General features: G+C 30.8%; 26 protein-coding genes. 4 read left to right on the top strand and 22 right to left on the bottom strand.

The features are described 5' to 3' along the window. Positions 1-75: 75 nt before the first annotated feature. From tig to EDD60_RS09380, 10 genes are all read right to left on the bottom strand, one after another. Positions 76-1,356, bottom strand: coding sequence for a trigger factor (tig, locus tag EDD60_RS09425; protein WP_066443386.1), 1,281 nt, complete (start codon positions 1,354-1,356; stop codon positions 76-78). 228 nt (positions 1,357-1,584) lie between these two features. Continuing rightward, positions 1,585-2,508: a hypothetical protein gene (locus tag EDD60_RS09420; protein WP_066443389.1), complete on the bottom strand. Its 924-nt coding sequence runs from the start codon at positions 2,506-2,508 to the stop codon at positions 1,585-1,587. Positions 2,509-2,598: 90 nt separating this feature from the next. Next, positions 2,599-3,717, bottom strand: a complete 1,119-nt coding sequence (locus EDD60_RS09415) for a 6-phosphofructokinase (RefSeq protein ID WP_066443392.1) — start codon at positions 3,715-3,717, stop codon at positions 2,599-2,601. A gap of 247 nt (positions 3,718-3,964) precedes the next feature. Beyond that, the gene (locus EDD60_RS09410) at positions 3,965-4,540 is read right to left on the bottom strand and encodes a Maf family protein (protein WP_066443395.1); all 576 of its coding nucleotides are present in this window, start codon (positions 4,538-4,540) and stop codon (positions 3,965-3,967) included. Next, a complete protein-coding gene (gene pnp / locus EDD60_RS09405; RefSeq protein WP_066443398.1) occupies positions 4,533-6,665 on the bottom strand; it encodes a polyribonucleotide nucleotidyltransferase in 2,133 nt (710 codons plus the stop codon). Before pnp ends, EDD60_RS09410 begins: the two co-directional genes overlap by 8 nt. A 119-nt stretch (positions 6,666-6,784) precedes the next feature. Then, positions 6,785-7,249: a hypothetical protein gene (locus EDD60_RS09400; RefSeq protein ID WP_066443402.1), complete on the bottom strand. Its 465-nt coding sequence runs from the start codon at positions 7,247-7,249 to the stop codon at positions 6,785-6,787. A 21-nt stretch (positions 7,250-7,270) separates the two neighbouring features. Beyond that, positions 7,271-7,732: a GNAT family N-acetyltransferase gene (locus EDD60_RS09395; RefSeq protein ID WP_132226384.1), complete on the bottom strand. Its 462-nt coding sequence runs from the start codon at positions 7,730-7,732 to the stop codon at positions 7,271-7,273. A gap of 14 nt (positions 7,733-7,746) precedes the next feature. Continuing rightward, positions 7,747-9,105, bottom strand: a complete 1,359-nt coding sequence (mgtE, locus tag EDD60_RS09390) for a magnesium transporter (protein ID WP_066443407.1) — start codon at positions 9,103-9,105, stop codon at positions 7,747-7,749. Positions 9,106-9,260: 155 nt separating this feature from the next. Beyond that, a complete protein-coding gene (gene rpsO, locus EDD60_RS09385) occupies positions 9,261-9,527 on the bottom strand; it encodes a 30S ribosomal protein S15 (protein WP_066443409.1) in 267 nt (88 codons plus the stop codon). A gap of 130 nt (positions 9,528-9,657) precedes the next feature. Further along, the gene (locus EDD60_RS09380) at positions 9,658-10,101 is read right to left on the bottom strand and encodes a hypothetical protein (protein ID WP_066445659.1); all 444 of its coding nucleotides are present in this window, start codon (positions 10,099-10,101) and stop codon (positions 9,658-9,660) included. Between the two features lie 92 nt (positions 10,102-10,193). Here EDD60_RS09380 and EDD60_RS09375 point away from each other — a divergent pair, with 92 nt between their 5' ends. Next, on the top strand, positions 10,194-11,051 hold the full coding sequence (locus EDD60_RS09375) for an NAD(P)-dependent oxidoreductase (protein WP_066445651.1): 858 nt from the start codon (positions 10,194-10,196) through the stop codon (positions 11,049-11,051). Here the strand turns inward: EDD60_RS09375 and EDD60_RS09370 are convergent. From EDD60_RS09370 to EDD60_RS09315, 12 genes are all read right to left on the bottom strand, one after another. Then, positions 11,026-11,907, bottom strand: a complete 882-nt coding sequence (locus tag EDD60_RS09370) for a DMT family transporter (RefSeq protein WP_066445649.1) — start codon at positions 11,905-11,907, stop codon at positions 11,026-11,028. The two genes, EDD60_RS09375 and EDD60_RS09370, sit on opposite strands and share 26 nt — an antisense overlap. Before the next feature lie 193 nt (positions 11,908-12,100). Continuing rightward, entirely contained in the window at positions 12,101-13,018 is a 918-nt protein-coding gene (locus tag EDD60_RS09365; protein ID WP_066445647.1) for a dihydroorotate dehydrogenase, read from the bottom strand. After that, complete coding sequence (locus tag EDD60_RS09360; protein WP_066445645.1) at positions 13,011-13,769, bottom strand: dihydroorotate dehydrogenase electron transfer subunit; 759 nt, start codon at positions 13,767-13,769, stop codon at positions 13,011-13,013. Before EDD60_RS09360 ends, EDD60_RS09365 begins: the two co-directional genes overlap by 8 nt. Then, positions 13,770-15,044 (bottom strand): dihydroorotase, encoded by a 1,275-nt coding sequence (locus tag EDD60_RS09355; protein WP_066445643.1) that lies wholly within the window; start codon positions 15,042-15,044, stop codon positions 13,770-13,772. It lies immediately after the preceding gene. Beyond that, positions 15,037-15,909, bottom strand: a complete 873-nt coding sequence (locus tag EDD60_RS09350; RefSeq protein ID WP_066445642.1) for an aspartate carbamoyltransferase catalytic subunit — start codon at positions 15,907-15,909, stop codon at positions 15,037-15,039. Before EDD60_RS09350 ends, EDD60_RS09355 begins: the two co-directional genes overlap by 8 nt. Positions 15,910-16,018: 109 nt before the next feature. Beyond that, entirely contained in the window at positions 16,019-16,498 is a 480-nt protein-coding gene (gene coaD, locus EDD60_RS09345; RefSeq protein ID WP_066445641.1) for a pantetheine-phosphate adenylyltransferase, read from the bottom strand. 3 nt (positions 16,499-16,501) lie between these two features. Beyond that, a complete protein-coding gene (gene rsmD / locus EDD60_RS09340) occupies positions 16,502-17,053 on the bottom strand; it encodes a 16S rRNA (guanine(966)-N(2))-methyltransferase RsmD (RefSeq protein ID WP_066445639.1) in 552 nt (183 codons plus the stop codon). Positions 17,054-17,061: 8 nt separating this feature from the next. Further along, on the bottom strand, positions 17,062-17,409 hold the full coding sequence (locus tag EDD60_RS09335) for a YlbF family regulator (protein ID WP_066445637.1): 348 nt from the start codon (positions 17,407-17,409) through the stop codon (positions 17,062-17,064). 8 nt (positions 17,410-17,417) lie between these two features. Then, on the bottom strand, positions 17,418-17,603 hold the full coding sequence (locus EDD60_RS09330) for a YlbE-like family protein (RefSeq protein ID WP_066445635.1): 186 nt from the start codon (positions 17,601-17,603) through the stop codon (positions 17,418-17,420). Beyond that, positions 17,593-17,904, bottom strand: coding sequence for a spore coat protein YlbD (gene ylbD / locus EDD60_RS09325; protein ID WP_195598703.1), 312 nt, complete (start codon positions 17,902-17,904; stop codon positions 17,593-17,595). The genes EDD60_RS09330 and ylbD overlap by 11 nt, the downstream gene beginning before the upstream one ends. A 28-nt stretch (positions 17,905-17,932) precedes the next feature. After that, positions 17,933-19,147 carry an FtsW/RodA/SpoVE family cell cycle protein gene (locus EDD60_RS09320; RefSeq protein ID WP_066445632.1) on the bottom strand — a complete coding sequence of 405 codons (1,215 nt, stop codon included), beginning with the start codon at positions 19,145-19,147 and terminating at the stop codon, positions 17,933-17,935. Next, a complete protein-coding gene (locus EDD60_RS09315) occupies positions 19,144-19,404 on the bottom strand; it encodes a UPF0223 family protein (protein WP_066445630.1) in 261 nt (86 codons plus the stop codon). The genes EDD60_RS09320 and EDD60_RS09315 overlap by 4 nt, the downstream gene beginning before the upstream one ends. Positions 19,405-19,526: 122 nt before the next feature. Here EDD60_RS09315 and EDD60_RS09310 point away from each other — a divergent pair, with 122 nt between their 5' ends. The 3 genes from EDD60_RS09310 to EDD60_RS16735 all read left to right on the top strand — a co-directional run. Beyond that, positions 19,527-19,751: a hypothetical protein gene (locus EDD60_RS09310; protein ID WP_066445626.1), complete on the top strand. Its 225-nt coding sequence runs from the start codon at positions 19,527-19,529 to the stop codon at positions 19,749-19,751. Between the two features lie 74 nt (positions 19,752-19,825). Next, positions 19,826-20,395 (top strand): peptide deformylase, encoded by a 570-nt coding sequence (def, locus tag EDD60_RS09305; protein WP_066445623.1) that lies wholly within the window; start codon positions 19,826-19,828, stop codon positions 20,393-20,395. 79 nt (positions 20,396-20,474) lie between these two features. Continuing rightward, the coding region (locus EDD60_RS16735) for a transposase (protein ID WP_165973142.1) at positions 20,475-20,652 on the top strand (178 nt) is incomplete at its 3' end.

Raw genomic sequence — 20,652 nt, 5'->3', positions numbered from 1 at the left:
CATTTTCATCATTATATATAATAATGAGTCATTTGTCTATCAAAACGTCTTAATAAAACAAGACGCAAGTGCGTCTTATTTTACGTTATCTTTAATTAATTGAACAGCCTTACGAGTTGCTAAATCAGATTTGATTTGTCCTAATTGACTTTCAAATAATTTTTTAACTTCATCAAATTCTCTGCTATAGTATGTAGCGATTTCTTTGATTTCTTCATCAACTTCTTCTTCAGACACTTCAATATTTTCAGCTTTTACAATTTCAGCTAAAATTAAGTTAAATTTTACACGTTTTTCAGCTTGTTCTCTCATTTCAGCTTTCATATCATCCATAGTCTTACCAGTTAATTGTTGGAATAATTCCATATTTAAACCTTGTTGAGATAAGTTTTGTTCTACTTCTCTTAACATTTGTTGAACTTCAGTTTCAACCATAACTTCTGGTACTTCTAATGGTGTATTTTCAATAACTGCATTGAAGATATCATCACTGAATTTTGATTCAACTTCACTTTGTTTTCTGTTTTTAATTTGTTCTTTTGTATAAGTTTCTAAATCAGCTAATGTTTCAATACCATCAATATTAACATCTTTTGCTAATTCATCATCAATTTCAGGTAAAACTTTTGATTTGATTTCATGAACTTTAACTTTGAAAACAACAGCTTGACCAGCTAATTCAGCAGCTTGATAGTTTTCTGGGAAAGTTACATTAATTTCTTTTTCTTCATCAATACCCATACCTACTAATTGTTCTTCAAATCCAGGAATAAATGAACCAGATCCAATTTCTAATGGATAGTTTTCACCTTTTCCACCTTCGAAAGCTTCTCCATCTTTAAATCCTTCAAAATCGATAACTGCAGTATCTCCGTTTTCAACAGTTCCTTCTTCTTTAATCACTAATTCAGCAAATTGATTTTGATAGTTCTTTAATTCAGCTTCGATTTCTTTTTTAGTTACTTTAACTTGTCCTTTTTTAACTTCTAATCCTTTATATTGTCCTAAAGTCACTTCAGGTGCAACTGGAGCGTTAACAGTAACTTTTAAAGTTTCTTCAGTTAATTCATCGATTTTTACTTCTGGTTGACCTACAGGATGTACATCATTATCTAATAAAATACCTGCATAATTCTTTTGTAAAATGATGTCAGTTGCTTCTTCTAAGATAGCTCCTTTACCAACTCTTGCTTTAACTAATTTAGCAGGCGCTTTCCCTTGTCTAAATCCATCAATTTTTACATTTTTTGCTAATTTGTTTAATGCTTTGTCTTGTGCATCTTTCCATTCTTCAGTTGTGAAAGTTACTTTGACTTCCACCATACAATTTTCAAGTTTGTTACAAACTGTTTCCATTTATACTTCCTCCATTATTTCAACACGCATATTATACATGAATAAATATAAGATTGCAACTATTTTAACACTCTTATTGTAAGAGTGCTAAAAATCTATTTCATTTATGTACTTCATGCTTTTCTATATTTATCTACTTTTTGGCAATCCATTTCTATTCTAATAGATAAATAGCTTAATAAATATACCATAATATCCTTTATTTATCAATACTTTCCCTATGTTTTACTAGACTTCAATCTGTTTTAACAAAAGAACAACCCCTTGAATTTGTGATTCATCACAATAATATGTCACTTCTAAATCAGACATATCTATATCATAAGATTGTAAAGTCGCAACATAATAATGAATTGAAGCTGCTACAACATTATACTTATCATCATATATTTCTTTAGGATAATAAGCATAAAGAAAATATTCTAGATAATCCATACATTGTTCAAACATGGTTGGATTATCATTTTCAAGTGCATTTTCTAAATACTGTCCAATTCCTTGGTAAGCATCTTGAGCTAAAACAAGTGGCATATAACTTGGATTAATATGATAATACGCACCAAACTTCTCTACTTCCATATCTTCATCAACTTGTTGATCAATCATAATTTCTATTAATAAAGTTTTGGCAAAGAAATGACGACGACTATCCAATAAATAGTCTTTAATTGTTGGAATGATCATACGTACATTTAATTGTTGTAGTTGATCTAAAACCATATATAACAAATCTTCATTACAATCTTTTTTCTTTAAAACTTGTTCAATTTCTTCAATTGAAAAGATTTGATTCTTAGATTCAAGTTCATAATGAGCTTCTTGTTTTTCTAATAGAATTTCATCATATGCCGTATTAAAAAGCATCTCATATTGATAAGGAATGTAAGGCATTGATAATTCCTCAATTAAAATATTAATTGCTTCTTCAAATTCACCCAATTCTTTAAGTGTTGTAACATACATCGAAACAACATCATAATATGTTTCTTCAGCTTTCGCTTTGGCTAGCGCACCTTCTAATTTAGCTTGTTGATATTCTTGTAGACCAACTAAACAAACCAATCTTAAATAACGGGTATTTTCATCGTTCATATCATTCAATAAAGAAAGTGCCTGATTATATTCACCACTTTGTATTAATTCATCAATCATTCTTCGTCCTCCTTTAACTAGCAATCCTCATTCTATCAAAGAAAAAAAATATAAGCAAATAAAAAAGCCATTTTCATGACTTTTTTCATCTTATTCATCTCCGAAGCAAACACCAATAGCTTTAGCAGCACGTACCAATTCACCATTAGGATCAACACGTTTTTGTTTACCGAATTTTGCATCACCAATAACTTCTTCTAAAGAAGTATAATCCATATCTTCACCATGAAGGGTAACAACATTACCAAATAAACCTTCATCAATTAATTCACAAGCTTTCACTCCAAAACGAATTGATAAGATACGATCATATGCTGTAATATCTCCACCACGAATAATATGTCCTGGATTAACAGCACGCACTTCATGATTTGGAATCACTTTTTCTAAATCATCAGCAACTTTAGCAGCTAAACCACTATAACGAACTGGATCTGGTGAATCTTCAACAATTTTACCAATAACTTTTGTTCCATCAGCATATTTAGCTCCTTCTGCTACAGCAATAACAGTATAAGGCAATCCTTCCGCATCACGTTTAGCAACATGTTTTGCAATGTTTTCAATTGTGAAAGGAATTTCTGGGATTAAGCAAACACCAGCATTCCCAGCAAGTCCTGAATATAAAGCAATCCATCCAGCATCTCTCCCCATCAATTCACAGCAGATAACACGATGATGAGATTTTGCTGTTGTTTGTAAACGATCAATAAAATCAGTTCCAACACTCATAGCACTAATAAATCCATAAGTTAAATCTGTACTTGTTAAATCGTTGTCCATTGTTTTAGGCACCCCGATGACATTAACTCCTTTTCTAGAGAAATCTCTTGCACTTGTTAATGTACCATCTCCACCTAAAACAACCAAAACATCAACGCCAGCTTTCTTTAAGTTTTCAACTCCAACATCACTGACATCTTTCTTTACTTTACCACCTTTTCCATCATCAACTAAATAATCAAAAAGGTTATCTTTATTAGAACTATATAAAATAGTTCCTCCTTCTTTATAAATATCTTCTACTTTTTCTTCAGTCAATTCAATATAGTTATTATTGTATAAACCACGGTATCCATAAACATATCCAATAACTTCCCAACCATATTTACGAATAGCAGTTTTTGTAATAGTTCTAATTACCGCATTCAATCCTGGACAATCTCCACCTCCAGAAAGCAATGCAATCCTCTTAACTTTCTTTTCCATATTTTCATCCTCCATTTTTCCTTCTCACTTATTATAATAAAATTTCAATAAGACTACAACATAAAAATGAATCCGTTTACATATTTTTATAAAAAAACACAAGATATCTAAAAATATAAAACCACCATTTTTTCTTAATATCTTACCCTCTTTATCTTATTTTTAAAAATTATCTTCGATTCATCAACAAAAAATGAATCTATCACTTATCATTGCAGTTTACTCATATATCACCAAAAAAATCTCACTATAAAGTGAGATTCTCAAATGAAATATGTTGTTTTAAGACTTCCATAACTTTTGAAAGAGGTAATCCAATAACATTGTTTTTATCACCATCAACATGATCAACAAAACAATCAGCACGTCCTTGAATTCCATAAGCTCCCGCTTTACCCATCCATTCCTTTGAAGCAAGATAATCATCAATCATATTTGTTATATCTTTAAAATAAACATCTGTTTTTTCTACAAATGTCACAAGTTCTTCACCAAAATAGATAGCCACAGCACTATAAACACTATGTTTACGATGATTAAGTTTCATTAAAATCTCACGAGCATGTGCTTCATCACGGGCTTTTCCGATGATTTCATCATCTAAATAAACAATTGTATCCGCACCAATAACAATATCATGAGGATATTTTTGATGAATTGGATAAGCTTTATCAGTTGCTAGTTTTTGTAATCTTAATGATAAAGGTAATGTTTCATCCATGACTTCTTCTATAGAAGAAGCATCGATTATAAAATCGATGCCCGTACTTTCTAATAATTCTTTTCGTCTTGGCGAAGTCGAAGCCAAGATAATTTTATTCACTTGTTTTTTCTTCCTTTGGTTGAACTGGTTTTGGCAATAAAGCCTTTCTTGAAACATTAACACCTTTATCTGTGATTTTTGTAACTTTAACTTTAACAGTATCTCCTAGTTTTAAGACATCAGATACTTTATTGATTCTTTCATGAGCAACATCACCTACATGTAAGAATCCATTTGTTCCTTCGAATAATTCAACAAAGGCAAATTTATCTTCAACACGAACAACTTTACCATCATAGATTTCACCAACTTCAGCTTTTTTCACGATATTTTCGATTAATTTAGCTGCAGTATTAATAGCATCTTGATCAAAGTGATAAATTGTCACACGACCATCTTGTTCAATATCAATCTTGACATCATTAGATTTTTCAATAATTTCATTAATATTTTTACCACCTGGTCCAATAACATCTTTAATTTGATCAGGATTAATTCTCATCATAAAGACTTTTGGAGCATATGGACTTAATTCTTTTCTAGGTTCTTGAATAGCCCCTAACATACAATCCATAATTTGTTGTCTACCAATTTTAGCTTGTGCTAAAGCTTCTTGTAAAATTTCTTTTGTGATACCATCAATTTTAATATCCATTTGTAAAGCACAAATACCATTTTTTGTACCTGCAACTTTAAAGTCCATATCACCTAAATGATCTTCCATCCCTTGGATATCAGTTAAAATTGTATAATCGTCACCTTTTTTTACTAATCCCATAGCCACACCACTAACTGGATTGCTAATAGGAACACCGGCACTCATTAAAGCCATTGATGATGCACAGATAGAAGCTTGTGAAGAAGAACCATTAGATTCTAAAACTTCAGAAACAACACGAATTGTATATGGGAATTCATCTTCACTAGGAATTACTTGAGCCAAAGCTCTTTCTCCTAAGGCCCCATGTCCAATTTCACGACGTCCTGGCGCACCCATTCTTCCTGTTTCACCAACTGAATATGGTGGGAAGTTATAGTGATGCATAAAACGTTTTTGATCTTCTAAACCTAAACCATCAATTTTTTGATGTTCACCTAAAGCTCCTAATGTACACACTGATAAAACTTGTGTTTCACCACGGGTAAATAAAGCTGAACCATGAACTCTTGGTAATAAATCAACTTGTGCATTTAATGGACGCACTTCATCAATTTTTCTTCCATCTGGTCTAATCTTATCTTCAGTAATTAATCTTCTGACTTCATCTTTTTCTAAGTCATGTAAAACAATCTTCACTTGTTTAATGACTGAATCATGTTCTTTTAAATCTGCATAATCTCTTTCTTCAAAAAGCGCAACAACTTCAGCATTGATATCATCAATAGCGCCATATCTTTCTAATTTTCCAGGAATAGAAACAGCCGCAATCATTTTTTCTTTTGCTAAAACTTCTACTTCTTCTACAATTGCAGGATCTAATTCAAATAAAGGAATTTCAATTTTTTCCTTACCACATGCTTCAACAATTTTTTCTTGGAAAGCAATTAATTCTTTAATCTTTTCATGACCAAACATTAAAGCATTCAACATTGTTTCTTCATCAACTTCTTTAGCATCAGCTTCAACCATGTTAATTGCTTCTTTTGTTCCAGCAACTTCAAGATTAATTAAGCTTCTTTCCATATCTTCTGGACCAGCATTGATTGTAAATTCACCATCAATTAATCCAACATTGACACCAGCAATTGGTCCATTAAAAGGAATATCAGATAAACATAACGCAAGAGATGCACCAAACATTGCTGCCATTTCTGGTGATGCTTCTTGATCTACTGATAAAACAGTATTCACCACTTGCACTTCATTTCTAAATCCATCAGCAAACAATGGACGAATTGGACGGTCAATCATACGAGCCGTTAATGTTCCATGTTCGCTAGGACGCCCTTCTCTTTTTAAGAATCCTCCAGGAATTTTTCCTACAGAATATAATTTTTCTTCATATGTAACTGTTAATGGGAAAAAGTCCACATCTTTTGGTTCTTTCCCAGCAACTGCTGTTGACAAAATAACTGTATCATCATATCTAACCAATACTGAGCCATTGGCTTGTTTGGCAAGTTCACCTGTTTCAACAGTTAATGTCTTTCCATAAAATTCTAAGCTAAACACTTGTTTTGACATATTATATTTCCACCTCATTTATTATCTTTGTTATTATAGCATAATTTATCCCAATAACAAACTATTTATTTTTGATATATTCCTAAAATCATGAAAAAAACAAAAAAACATCTTCGAAATCAAGCATTTATCTTTCGAAAATGTTCATAATGTATTCCTATATGTCCGATTCCTAAAATAATTGTAGAAATAACAAGCAAGATATGTCTTTCATAGATTCCTAAACACAAAAAAGCTAAAACTGGTAAAGTTGCTCCAGCTAAAGGAATCTTTAAAAACGAAGTATAAAAATCTTGCAAAGTACAATCACTACGAAAATAACGTATCCAATAACCTTCATACAAAAACATAGCTATTGTTGCAATTATCAATAAAATATCCCATTGCCAAATTATTTTTTGAAAACTTATTATGGCAAAACAAGTCACCAATCCTTGACCTATTCTTTCTAGGATTAATAAAATCAAATTCTCTGACTTTGCATCATAACCAAGAGGTTGATGCTTTGTCCAAAAGAAATTAGGAATAAAAAGCATAATAAGATAAATAATTCCTAACCATGATAAATATATTGAATCAAGCATCACAATCTCCCTTCATAAACATTATAACTTTAAATTCATATGAATTGATTTTTCTTCAAATCCATAATTTTCATACATTGATTTTGCTTTTTGATTGTGTACATTCACCGATAACTCCAACCCATCATAATGTTTATCTTTAGCCATCTTTTTCATAAAATCAAGCAATTGACGACCAATTCCCTGACCACGATATTTTTCATCAATAGCTATGACATGGATATAAATAATATTTCTTTTCACAAGATGTATAGCTTGCTTTTGTTTTTCTTCAAAAGAAACAATACCCAATATTTGATGATTCTCATCTTCAGCTACTATTAATTGTTTTTGAAAAACAAGTATCTCAAATGTTTCTTTAGGCATAGCTATATCTACCTTTTGATAAATATCAGGACTCCAGAAGACATGCATTGTTTGGACTTGCTGCATAATATTTTCAACACCTAAATAATCTTTTTTTATTGCATAACGGATATTCATTGTTTTCCTCTTTTCTAAATCCCTAAAAATGCTCCTGCCACATTAAAATAAACAAGTAATGATAAAGCATCAACAATAGTAGTAATAAATGGACTTGCCATAACTGCAGGATCAAAACCAATTTTATCAGCTAAAATCGGTAAAGTACAACCAACAAATTTTGCTACAACGACAGTTACAAACAAAGTCATACAAACAACAAAAGCAACCAGCATTGATGTTTGATCAATCAACATGATTTTAGCAAAATTAGCAATTGCTAAAGTGGCACCAACTAAAATAGATACTTTCATTTCTTTCCATACAACAAGTGGTAATTCTTTAAATTCCACTTCATCCAATGACAAAGCACGAATAACCGAAACTGAAGCTTGTGAACCACAATTTCCACCCGTATCCATCAACATTGGAATAAAAGCAGTTAAAATTACATATGTCGATAAGGCAGTTTCAAAACCTTGAATAATTTTTCCAGTAATTGATGCTGAAATCATCAACAACAATAACCAAGGAATACGTTTTTTATATGTATCAAAAACACTTGTTTTCATGTAAGGTTGATCCGTTGGAGTAATGGCTGCCATCATTTCGATATCTTCAGTTGCTTCTTCTTCTAAGATATCCATAACATCATCAACCGTAATAATTCCAACCAAACGATTTTCATTATCAACAACAGGCATCGCTCCAAAATCATATTTTTGGAATTGTTTAGCAACTTCTTCTTGATCATCTAAAGTATGAAAAGTAATAACATTTTCAGTCATTAAGTCTTTAATATTCTCATCAGTTTTTGCTAAAATGATTTCTCTTAAAGTTACAATCCCTAACAGATGCTTTTGCGCATCTGTCACATAACAAGTATTGATTGTTTCTTTATCAACACCCGTTTGACGAATACGATCAATCGCATCAGATACACTCATATAAGCACGTAAATCAACATACTCAACCGTCATAATACTTCCCGCAGAATCTTCTGGGTATTTCAATAAACTGTTAATATCTCTACGAGTTTCTTTATCTGTTGCCGCCAATACTTTTTTAACGACATTTGCTGGCATTTCTTCTAACATATCAACCGCATCATCAGAATAAAGATCATTCATAATTTGACCAATTTCACGATTGGTTAATGACTCAATAATCATTTGTTCATATTCAACTGGGATATAAGAAAAAACATCCGCTGCACTATCTTTAGGCAATAACCTAAAAATACGTACAACATCTTCTTTATTATCAATGGTTTCAATAATTTCAGCAATATCTGCTTCATTTAAATCTACTAATAACTCTCTTATTTGATGATATTTTTTATCATTCAATAAATCTTTAATTTGATTTTCTAATTCTTCAATTCTCTTTTCCATATTTGTCCCTCCAAGATATTTATTGTATGTAAACAGGATAACGGCTCGGGAACTTCATTATTACTATAAAACATACAAATCACATCCTTTCTTGACAAAACCATATATATTATAAACAAAATAAAGAAAAAAAGATATTCTTTTTTGAATATCTTTTATCTTCTTAATCCTAATTTGTCAACTAATGTTGTATATCTGTCAAGATCTTTATTTTTTAAATATTTTAATAAATCTCTTCTTCTACCGATTTTCTTTAAAAGACCTCTATTTGAATGATAGTCTTTTTTATGAACTTTAAAGTGTCCATTTAATTTGTTGATATCAGCAGTTAATACAGCGATTTGTACTTCTGGAGAACCTGTATCTCCTTCAGCTCTTGCATATTCTTTCATAATAGCAGTTTTTTCTTCTTTAGTTAACATGTGTTTTCCTCCTTATATATTAACTTAGCCAAATCCAAGGTATAGGTCGAGGACTCTTATATCCTAGAGATAGCCGCACTTGTTATTATATGGATAATAGAGGAAATGTCAAGATTTTCCTATGTATTTCTCAAATTTTTTCATGAATAATATAAAGTTTCCTTTGATTTTCAAAAAGTAAAACATATAAATGATTAAATTCATCTTTTGAAACTATGTAATAAGTATAATCATCATTAAAATCTGGCTGCACTGTTTCATCTAAACCATCATCATGCCATAATGATTTTATATGGTTTTCTAATGTTGGAGAAGGCTGTTTTTGAAAACTTGAAAAATCATGAGAATCAATTTCATCTAAAGAATAGACAAAATATTGATTTCCATCTCTGTGAAATCCTTCTACAGTATCTTTTTGATATAATAAAGTCTTATGATTAGGAAAAGTCATTGACCATTGATTCTCAATAGTCTCAATTTTTTCTAAAGAATCATCCTTCAACTTAAAAGTTGCACAAGTATAAAGACATATTCCAACTGCTATGATGCCAATCAAAATCAATACTTTTTTCATTTCACTCATCTCCTAACTTCATTATATACCTCATAAAAAGATTTTTCTATCTCAAATAAATGTGGTAAAATAAGAAAACAAGGAGGAACATTATGGAAAAAATAGGATTCATTGGTGTAGGGGTTATGGGAAAATCAATGGTTAGGAACTTAAAAAAAGCTGGCTACTATGTTTCTATTTATACCCGTACCAAAGATAAAGTGGTAGATTTAATTGAAGAAGGCATTGATTGGCAAGATACAATAAAAGATTGTATTCATGATAAAGATATTATTATGACTATGGTAGGTTATCCAAGTGATGTTGAAGCTGTTTATTATGGTGAAGATGGTATTTTAAATCACGCCAAAGAGAACGCAATATTAATAGACTTTACAACATCTTCACCTGCTCTTGCTCAAAAAATTTATCAAGATGCAAAAGCAAAACATCTAAGCAGTTTGGATGCCCCAGTTTCTGGTGGTGACATTGGAGCTAAAAATGGAACATTATCAATTATGATTGGTGGTGATCAGGATTGCTTCAATAAAGTTAATCCTATCTTACAGGTATTAGGAAAATCTATTCAGTATGTTGGTCAAGCTGGTTTAGGACAACATACCAAAATGACCAATCAAATTGTCATTGCTGGAAATATCGCTGGGGTAGTAGAAGCTATTCATTATGCCCGAGCAGTAGGTCTTGATACTGACATGATGATGAAGTGTATTAGTCAAGGTGCAGCTGCCAGTTGGCAATTAGAGCATAATGGTCAAGCTATTCTTGAGAATAATTTTGAGCCCGGATTTTATATTAAACATTTTATTAAAGACATGAAGATAGCTCAAAAAGAAATGAGCGATGAAGATATTCATTTAAAAGTTTTAGATACAGTATTAAAAATGTATGAAGAATTAGCTGAAAACGAAAAAGGAACACAAGCTCTTATTCATTATTATGAGAAAGAGTAGTTCCTTTTTCTTTGTGGTTTTTCATCAAATAGATTGCAATTGCTAAAATGATAAAACCAATAAAATGTAACCAATCAAATTTTTCATTTAAAAATATTAATGATTCAACATATGTCACAATAGGATTTAAACTTAAAAAAAAGCTTGTCTGAAAAGCCCCTATCTTTTCAATCGATTGCATATATGTTACTTGAATAAAGGCAAAACCTATTCCAGAAATAATCAAAAACAAGATCCAATGAAATAATGGCATCTTTAACAATGCTTGATATTGAAATTGTCCTTTCCATAAACAATGGATTGCTAAAAACAAAAAACCAAATAACAATTCATACAAAGTCAAAGTTAAAGAATTATGTAAATGCCATTTTTGAATCATGACATTAGCTAGCATATATAAAATCATTCCTAAAAATAAATACCAGAAACCTAATTTAATAGAAAAAATTCGAAAACGAATAGATAATAAAAATGCAAAAACAGTTAAAAAAAGTGCTATATATTCTTTAAGACTCCCTCTTTGTCTTAATAATAAAACAGAAAATAGAAAAGTTAACATTGGTGATAATGCATTCATAAAAGCATTATCAATTCCTTTCACTTCATTCATCCCTAAAAAAGTAAAAAAGAAATTCAAATAGATAGCTAAAATACCAATAAACAATGCCTTCTTTTTATGTTCATAATGAAAATCAAACTTTTTAAATTTCATATAAATAGCAATAAACATAAAAGAAAAAAAGACTCTCATTGATGCCAATAATAAAAAAGGTATTTCTTTTAAAAGTAATTTCATAACAATAACATTACTTCCCCAAAAGAAGCTTGCAAGTAAAAGTTGAATATATATAGACATCTCATCACCCAAAATAGTATGCACAAATAAAAGCGGATAATTCAAATTTTAATAAGATAAAAAATTTTTTCTTATGATGAAATCATAATTATATTATTGATATTTAAAAATAAAAAATCAAACTTAGTAGAATAACAAACTTTTTAACGTTTGCCCTTTTTAAAATAAAAAAAGATGCACTCATTGATGCATCTTAATATTGATGTGATTTTCCCACGATTTCATTGATATCTTCAATTCCCATTTCATCTAAGATATCATTCATTTCTTGAATAATTTTTGGACAAGCATATGGATCAACAAGATTTTGGCAGCCAACTGCAACTGCACTTGCTCCTGCAATCATCATTTCAATCGCGTCTTTTCCACTAGAAATTCCACCCATACCAATAATAGGAATATTGACAGCTTGAGAAACTTGATAAACCATTCTTAAAGCCACTGGGAAAATAGCTGGGCCACTATATCCACCTGTTTTATTAGCAATAATTGGTTTTCCCGTTTTGATATCAAAACGCATACCAATCATTGTATTGATCATTGTAATTCCATCTGCTCCAGCAGCTTCAACAGCTTTTGCCATTGCGACAATATCTGTTACATTTGGTGACAATTTGACATAAACAGGTTTTTGACTAACAGCTTTCACAGCACGTGTAACTTCAGCAGCCATATCAGGATTTGTTCCAAATTGGATTCCACCACAGTGAACATTAGGACAAGAAATATTTAATTCCAATGCCCCTACCATATCATGTGAAGATAGTAATTTTGCCGTTTGAACATAATCATCAATGGCACTTCCACCAATATTAGCAATCACTTTATCTTGGTATAATGGTCTTAATTTTGCCAATTCTTCATGGAAAACAGCTTCTGAACCCGGATTTTGCAAACCAATTGCATTTAACATGCCACTTGGTCCTTCAGCAATTCTTGGTAAAGGATTCCCATAACGTGGTTCTAAAGTTGTTCCTTTTAACATCATTGAACCCAAAACATTAATATCGTAAAATTTTGCAAATTCATAACCAAATCCAAAAGTTCCACTTGCTGGAATCACTGGATTTTTCATATCTAAACCTGGTAGTTTTACTCGTAAATTAGCCATTAACAATCACCTCGCTTGAATGTAATACCGGTCCTTCTACACATATTCTCTTATATGGTTTTGTTTTGGTTTTGCATGAGCATCCCATACATGCACCAAATCCACATCCCATACGTGCTTCAAATGACAAATATCCATTATCAGGATAAGCCAACGCTAAAGCATCTAACATTTTTTCAGGACCACATGTATAATACACATCCATATCAAAATCATGATTTTTTAAAACATCAACAACAGTTCCCTTTTCACCAAGCGTTCCATCCATTGTCGCAACATATGTTGGACATAATGCTTCAAATTCTTTTTGATAAAATACAGCATCTTTCGTATTAAAACCTAAAATTGCTGTAACTTTAACACCTTTTGCCAAAAGGTCTTTTGCCAGTTTATACATTGGTGGAACTCCTAATCCTCCACCAATGACAACAGCACTTTGATGATCTAAATCAATAAATCCATTTCCAAGACCTGTTAAACAATCGAGTTGATCTCCGATTTGTTTTTGTGCTAAGATTTTTGTTCCTTCTCCTACAACTCTAAAGATAATTGTTATATGATTTTTATCATAATCACAAATACTCATTGGTCTTCTTAAATAAGGTTGTAAAGAATCATTAATTTTAATGTTAATAAATTGACCAGGTGTTGTAATATAGCTTGCTGCTTCACCTTCTAAAATCATTTCATAGACATCTTTAACAAGTTCTCTTTTTGAAACAATAGTCATTATTCCTTGATAATTTGCCATTTACATTTCCTCCATTTCTGTCATTTTTCCATTAACAATATTGGCAACAATCTTTCCATAACATTTGACTCCTAAAAAAGGTGTATTGATTGATTTTGATTTGATATCATCTTCTTCAATAACAAATTCTTTATCTAAATCAAAGATACATAAATTGGCTTTTTGTCCTAATTTTACATCTCCTTCTAAACGTAAAACATGGGCAGGACCAGTTGTTAAAGCATCTAAAATTGTTTCTAATTTCACCAAATTCTTTTTTACTAAATATGTATACAATAATGGAAAAGCATGTTGAATCCCAATAATGCCAAACGGCGCATCTTGAATTGGTTTATTTTTTTCTTCTCTGGCATGAGGTGCATGATCAGTCGCAATAACTTTAATTGTTTGATCATTTAACCCATCAATTAAAGCTTGATGATCTTCAATTGAGCGTAGTGGTGGATTCATCTTATAGTTTGGATGACAATCCTTAATATTTTCCTCTGTTAAAATCAAATGATGAGGGCTTGCTTCTCCTGAAACTGGTAAGCCATCTTTTTTTGCTTGTCTTAACAATTCAACTGTTTCCTTTGTTGAAATATGACAAACATGATAGCGATTTTGATAATGTTTGACTATTTCTAAGTCTCTTGCCACTTGTTTGTATTCAGAAGCACTATTAATACCAATTAAATCATGTTCTTTTGCATAGTGTCCTTCATGAATACATCCACCATGTAATTCACTTTCATCTTCACAATGAGCAACAATAATAGAATCAATATTACTTGCAAGCTGCATTGCTAAATCCATCATCTCATCACTTTGAACACCTTTTCCATCATCTGAAAAACCTAAGACAATATCTTCTTCAACAATATGTGCCATATCAACAAGTTCTTTACCTTTTAAATCTTTTGTAATTGCACTATATGTATAAGTATTCACTTGTCCATCTTTTATAACTCTCTTTTTAAAATCAGCAATTGTCTCTAAATCATCCATACATGGTAAAGTATTTGCCATAGCCACAACAGTTCCATAGCCACCATACAAGGCACTCATTGTTCCACTGTAGATTGTTTCTTTATGTTCAAACCCAGGTTCTCTTAAATGGGTATGCATATCAATAAAGTTATGTGCAACCATTTTTCCTTTTAAATCATAAGTAGGAACATCACTTTCTATATTTTTTTCAATTTTTGTAATCATCCCATCTTCAATAAGAATATCAACATTCTCAAATTGATGATTAATATACAAATGCGCATTCTTTAATAAATAACTATTCATCTTCTAACACCTTATGAATCATCGCCATTCTTACAAAAACACCATTTCTCATTTGCGTAAAAATACGACTTTTCTCACTTTCTACTAATTCATCTTTAATTTCTACATCCCTATTAATTGGTGCCGGATGCATAATAATTGCTGTATCTTTCATACGATTATATCTTTCTAATGACAAACCATAAATTTGATGATATTTTTCTTTTGAGAAGTTTTCATCACCTTGATGTCTTTCATGTTGAACACGAAGTAACATCACAATATCCATATCTTCAATCACTTCATCAAAATCCACATAATTATATCCTTCTTGTTTATATTCTAATGGTCCAGATGTGTATACACTCATTCCTAAACGTTGCATCACATTATAATTTGAATGAGCAACTCTTGAATGAAGAATATCCCCCACAATGACAACTTTCAATCCTTCAAAATGACCAAATTCTTCTTTGATTGTCATTAAATCCAATAATGATTGTGAAGGATGATTTCCTTTTCCATCACCAGCATTTAAAATAGGTACATTTAAAGCTGTTAATTGTTTATAATAGTCATCATCGCTATGACGAATAACCAATGCATCACAACCAATACTTTCAAATAATTTACAAGTATCATATAAAGTTTCACCTTTTTTTAAGCTTGAATTGCTTGCTTCAAAATTTTGTGTACGACAACCAAGATTTCCTGCTGCCATATCAAAACTATAATGAGTTCTTGTAGATGGCTCAAAAAACAGATTTGCAACGACTTTCTTTTGTTGATAATCAACAACCTTACCATTTTTAAAAGCCAATGCTTCATCAATTAAATCATTAATTTCATCAAGACTTAAATCATCTAAATTTACAATATTCTTCATGCTTGTCTCCTTCCAAAAAAAATATACCTTAACGGTATATTTATATTTCATGAATAGATATACCTTTATCTTTAATATCATACCAAAACTCTTATGATTTGACAATTATCTATTCATCGATTTTCTTTTTTAATGCATTTTCCACAATTGGTGGAACAAGTCCCTCAACACTATGATGATGAGTTGCAATTTCCTTCACCGATGATGAAGAAATATAAGAATGATTAGGTCTTGTCATTAAAAAGACCATATCAACACTATCATCTAAATATTGATTAGAAAAAGCAAGTTGTAACTCATATTCAAAATCCATTGTTGCACGAAGTCCTCTCACCAAAACACTCGCCCCAACTTCTTTAGCATATTCAACAGCTAAAGCACTACTATAATCAACTGAAACATTTTCAAAAGAAGCCGTTACAGCTTGTAATAATTCTAATCTTTCAGCTAAAGAAAACATTGTTTTTTTCGTTGGATTATCAAAAATAGTCACATATAAATGATCATACATACGACTAGCTCGTTCTATAATATCTAAATGTCCACTTGTTACGGGATCAAATGTTCCTGCATATACTGCCTTCATCATCGTTTACTCCTTATATTCTAATATTTGTAATGTTGTAATTCCATACGACTGTTGCTTTTTTAATACAAATGGTTGAGTTATTTCAAATGCTTCTTCATTTAAATCTTCCACAACAACAAGACAACCATCATTTAACATATGATGTTCATCTAAAAACGAAAGAATCCCTTGATTAATCTTTAAACCATAAGGTGGATCTAATAAAACCAAATCAAACTTCAATCCCAATTGAGCAAATTGTTGTAATGCTTTTCTAAAATCCATCTTATAGACATGAGCAACATCCTCAATCTTCAACAATTTAAAATTTTCTCTTATAGTTGCAAAAGCCTTGTACTGTTTATCAACACTATAAAGTTCATCCATTCCTCGACTCAAAGCTTCAATTCCAAGTCCTCCACTACCACCAAACAAATCTAAACATATTCCACCATCAAAATAAGGACCAATCATATTAAACAAATTCTCTTTATTTTTATCAGTTGTAGGCCTCGTGTGAGATGAATCTACACTCTTTAATTGACGACTTTTAAATTTACCTGCAATAACTCTCATAACTTCCCTCACAATTGAAATCTTTCCAATGTAATATCTTCACTAATTCCTTGAAAAACCGTTTTTGTTACATCTTCTAACAAATCATTTAATTCATGATAAGTTTGATAGTATGCTTTGATTTTAGGATTATCTAAAACTTCTTTTTTTATTTCTCTTAATTCATCTTTCATCTGACTTAAAGATGACTCATCTAGATAGTTTTTCAATCTCAAATAATCTTCCTGCATTGTTTTTTGACGTGACAATAACGCTAAGGTTTTTTCATCATACAATGCCTCTTGTGCTTGTTGATAAGCCTTAAATTTTTCATCTTTTAAAATAGCATCAATCAGTTCATTGATTATTTCTTCCATATTCTCACCTATAATAAAACTTCTAACATCTGTAACATTGTTCCTATCTTTTCAATACGATCAGCCATTGTTAGTTTATTTTCCACTCGATATTCTTCTAATAAAGTTGGAAATTCTTGTGGATAGCGTGAAAGAATCAAATACCATTTGGGATGTAATCTTAAATACATTCTAATATCTTCATCAATCATCATACCATTGCCTATTCTTTACATTCTTAGGTTCCTCTTTCACAACAAACCCACTGACCAAATCTAAAACTTTCTGAATTCCTTCAAAGCTCTTTGATAGAGCATCTAAATCAACATTTTTAATAATATCAAAAATACCTGTTAAATCTACCTGAGACTTCTTATAGGGTTCCCACATTTTATCATCTTCACCATAAAGAACATAAAATTCATACAATTGTTGCCAAGTATATCGTCCCTTAACAACCTCATCCTTAATTGAAGGAATCGTTCTAATAAAACTCTTAAAATCATCTATTTCCATATTCTCACCTATATTAGAATATGCAAAACTATGAAATTTGTTCTTTTAAAAGATCACGATTATATTTTGCAATAATTGATTGAGCTATTCCTATACCAATCATTGCTGCCCATGTTGATGAACCACCTGAAGAAATCAATAGTAACGGAACACCGGTCATTGGAATCAATCCTGAAACTCCACCCACATTAACTAATAAATGAGTAAAGAAATAAAGCCCAACACCATATAAAATTAATTTACTCTTAGTCTCTTTCACTTTCATTCCATAATGAAACATCTTATATATAATGATACAATAAGGAATTAAAAATAACAAAAATCCAACTAAACCTAATTCTTCATAAATAATTGCAACAATAAAATCATTATGTGATTCAGGAATATAACCATACTTTTGTCTTGAAGCGCCAAAGCCTTGACCAAACAATCCACCATTAGAAAAAGCGACCAAAGCATTTACCAATTGCCAGCCATCCCCTTTTTCATCTAATAAAGGATTAAGCCAAGTTGTAATTCTTCCTAATTGGTGAGGCTTCAAAATAAAGTTCATTCCTAAAATCGCAACAACAAATGCAATAACTAATAAGATCAATGATAGTTTTTTATATTTTGTATAATAAGGTCGCGGTGTAATAAAGAATAACATCATACAGATAAATGCTAAAATCAATGCACTCCCTAAATCCTTTTGTAAAAGAACCCCTACAAAAAAGACTACAATAATCGCAAGTATTGGTCTAACAACACAATACCAGAGCTTTCTTTTTTGTAATTCTTCTTTCTTTTTACGACTAATATTTTTAGGAATCTGGCAATATTCTTCAATTTCACCAAAATGAAAAGATAAAAACAAGATCATAATTATCTTCATAAATTCAGCTGGTTGAATAGTAAAAGAACCAATCTGAATCCATGCATGTGATCCTTTTACATCTCTAAACGCCAAACAGACAATCATCAGCCCTAAACCAATGACATATGTTACCCAAGTTGAAGGTGAATTAACCCACCCTTTTTTAAAACAACGGGTAAAAAAGATCATAAAAGCAAAACCACTCAATACAAAGATCATTTGCTTAATCATATTCATAGTTGCATATGTAGGACCATATTTAGCTGTTTGTCCAACCGATGCACTACCAATCATAACAATCCCATAGATTGTTAAAATAACCACACAGGCATAAATAAGTTTATCAACACCCCGGCTTTTAAATATTCTTTTTAATAAACTAATCATCGCATGTCAATCCAATCGTTGTCTTTAGCCTTTAAAAAAACACGATAGATAGAATAATGGGATGCTTTCTCAAAAGCAGCATCAATTTGTTTTTGTTCACTCTTTGAATCAACAACTGCTGTAAATTTACGATAACATTCCATAAACTCTGCTTTAGATATTCCTTCTTCATAAGCTTTTTCAACTGCATTATATAATGACATCACATCAATAATGTCTTGTGTACTCCAATAAGGGTCTAATGGGTAATCATACATTTCTCTCACTTCCTTGTCCTCACTATTATACATGATATTTAAAAAAAATAAAATAAGAATTGGGTAGAAACACTAGCAATTTTGTAAAAGAAGAATACCTTAAATTGAAAGGAGGGAATTCAATGAACTCTTGTTATAATTATGGAGGATGCGGATGCAATAGCTATATGCCAACATTTCCTTGTAATCCATTCGGATGTAGTGGATGTGGGTGTGGATGTCAATCTTTCCCAGTCATGTCATCTTGTGGATGTGGATTTGGATCAGGTAGTGGATGTACTTGGTTTGCTATTGTATTAGTTGTCTTTTTATTGCTTATCATCTGTGGATGTACAAAAATCTGTTAAACACATGAAAATATGCTAGATTTCTAGCATATTTTTTATTTTTGTGATAGAATGAAGAACGCGAGGTGAATACAATGATTTTAATGAAAGATATTATTGATGATCATCATCCTCTTATTCGTGAAATTTCAAAACCTGTTGAAATGCCAGTAAGTGAGGAAGATGAAAAATTATTGCTTGATATGCATGAATTTTTAGTAAATTCTCAAGATGAAGAAATGTCAAAAAAATATCAATTAAGACCAGCTGTTGGAATTGCTGCTGTTCAACTTGGAATTTTAAAAAGAATGTGTGCTATCCATGTTCTTACATATGATGATGAAGGAAATATAAAAAAAGCTGATGATTATGCCTTAGTCAATCCTAAAATCGTATCTTATACAGAAAAACAATCTTATTTAAAAGATGGTGAAGGATGTCTAAGTGTCAATGATGATGTTGATGGATATGTTCCTCGACATGCAAAAGTCACAGTTAAAGGATATGATGTTTTAACTCATCAAGATGTAACTATTGTTGCTAGAGGATTTTTATCTATCTGCTTACAACATGAACTTGATCATTTTGATGGTAAACTCTTTTATGATCATATTAATAAAGATAATCCAAAAGCACCTATTCCTAATGCAATGATTGTTGAATAAAAAAACTATAACAAATTGATATGATAACCTCCCAGTAGACAGTGTAAATAATTAAACACTGATACGGGAGGTTTTTATATTGGGAAGAAAAAATAAATATTCAAAAGAATTAAAATTAAGTATTGTCAAAAGATATTTAGAGGGTGAAGGATCAACCATCTTTTTAGCCAAAGAAATAAATACAGCAGCTAATATAGTGAGTAGCTGGGTAAAAAAATATAATGCATTTGGTGAAAGTGCATTTGATATATCTCATA

Origin of the sequence: Longibaculum muris, from assembly GCF_004343035.1 — a bacterium.
Taxonomy (GTDB): Bacteria; Bacillota_I; Bacilli_A; order Erysipelotrichales; family Coprobacillaceae; genus Longibaculum; species Longibaculum muris.
Note: the sequence above shows the minus strand (reverse complement) of the source record. Positions and strands in the feature narration are given on the sequence as shown.

What these genes read in the sequence shown, in the direction of transcription:
- rpsO (WP_066443409.1), bottom strand. Translation starts at nt 9,527, where the DNA reads ATGTTAACTAAAGAAGAAAAAACTGCTATTATGAAAGAATATGCAAGA.
- EDD60_RS09320 (WP_066445632.1), bottom strand. Translation starts at nt 19,147, where the DNA reads ATGATTAGTTTATTAAAAAGAATATTTAAAAGCCGGGGTGTTGATAAA.
- rsmD (WP_066445639.1), bottom strand. Translation starts at nt 17,053, where the DNA reads ATGAGAGTTATTGCAGGTAAATTTAAAAGTCGTCAATTAAAGAGTGTA.
- EDD60_RS09360 (WP_066445645.1), bottom strand. Translation starts at nt 13,769, where the DNA reads ATGGCAAATTATCAAGGAATAATGACTATTGTTTCAAAAAGAGAACTT.
- EDD60_RS09370 (WP_066445649.1), bottom strand. Translation starts at nt 11,907, where the DNA reads ATGTCTATATATATTCAACTTTTACTTGCAAGCTTCTTTTGGGGAAGT.
- tig (WP_066443386.1), bottom strand. Translation starts at nt 1,356, where the DNA reads ATGGAAACAGTTTGTAACAAACTTGAAAATTGTATGGTGGAAGTCAAA.
- EDD60_RS09415 (WP_066443392.1), bottom strand. Translation starts at nt 3,717, where the DNA reads ATGGAAAAGAAAGTTAAGAGGATTGCATTGCTTTCTGGAGGTGGAGAT.
- EDD60_RS09330 (WP_066445635.1), bottom strand. Translation starts at nt 17,603, where the DNA reads ATGATGATTGATGAAGATATTAGAATGTATTTAAGATTACATCCCAAA.
- EDD60_RS09310 (WP_066445626.1), top strand. Translation starts at nt 19,527, where the DNA reads ATGAACTCTTGTTATAATTATGGAGGATGCGGATGCAATAGCTATATG.
- EDD60_RS09350 (WP_066445642.1), bottom strand. Translation starts at nt 15,909, where the DNA reads ATGAAGAATATTGTAAATTTAGATGATTTAAGTCTTGATGAAATTAAT.
- EDD60_RS09380 (WP_066445659.1), bottom strand. Translation starts at nt 10,101, where the DNA reads ATGAAAAAAGTATTGATTTTGATTGGCATCATAGCAGTTGGAATATGT.
- EDD60_RS09315 (WP_066445630.1), bottom strand. Translation starts at nt 19,404, where the DNA reads ATGTATGATTACCCATTAGACCCTTATTGGAGTACACAAGACATTATT.
- EDD60_RS09400 (WP_066443402.1), bottom strand. Translation starts at nt 7,249, where the DNA reads ATGCTTGATTCAATATATTTATCATGGTTAGGAATTATTTATCTTATT.
- EDD60_RS09335 (WP_066445637.1), bottom strand. Translation starts at nt 17,409, where the DNA reads ATGGAAGAAATAATCAATGAACTGATTGATGCTATTTTAAAAGATGAA.
- EDD60_RS09395 (WP_132226384.1), bottom strand. Translation starts at nt 7,732, where the DNA reads ATGAATATCCGTTATGCAATAAAAAAAGATTATTTAGGTGTTGAAAAT.
- EDD60_RS09355 (WP_066445643.1), bottom strand. Translation starts at nt 15,044, where the DNA reads ATGAATAGTTATTTATTAAAGAATGCGCATTTGTATATTAATCATCAA.
- EDD60_RS09365 (WP_066445647.1), bottom strand. Translation starts at nt 13,018, where the DNA reads ATGGCTAATTTACGAGTAAAACTACCAGGTTTAGATATGAAAAATCCA.
- ylbD (WP_195598703.1), bottom strand. Translation starts at nt 17,904, where the DNA reads ATGGAAATAGATGATTTTAAGAGTTTTATTAGAACGATTCCTTCAATT.
- EDD60_RS09420 (WP_066443389.1), bottom strand. Translation starts at nt 2,508, where the DNA reads ATGATTGATGAATTAATACAAAGTGGTGAATATAATCAGGCACTTTCT.
- EDD60_RS09375 (WP_066445651.1), top strand. Translation starts at nt 10,194, where the DNA reads ATGGAAAAAATAGGATTCATTGGTGTAGGGGTTATGGGAAAATCAATG.
- def (WP_066445623.1), top strand. Translation starts at nt 19,826, where the DNA reads ATGATTTTAATGAAAGATATTATTGATGATCATCATCCTCTTATTCGT.
- mgtE (WP_066443407.1), bottom strand. Translation starts at nt 9,105, where the DNA reads ATGGAAAAGAGAATTGAAGAATTAGAAAATCAAATTAAAGATTTATTG.
- pnp (WP_066443398.1), bottom strand. Translation starts at nt 6,665, where the DNA reads ATGTCAAAACAAGTGTTTAGCTTAGAATTTTATGGAAAGACATTAACT.
- coaD (WP_066445641.1), bottom strand. Translation starts at nt 16,498, where the DNA reads ATGATGAAGGCAGTATATGCAGGAACATTTGATCCCGTAACAAGTGGA.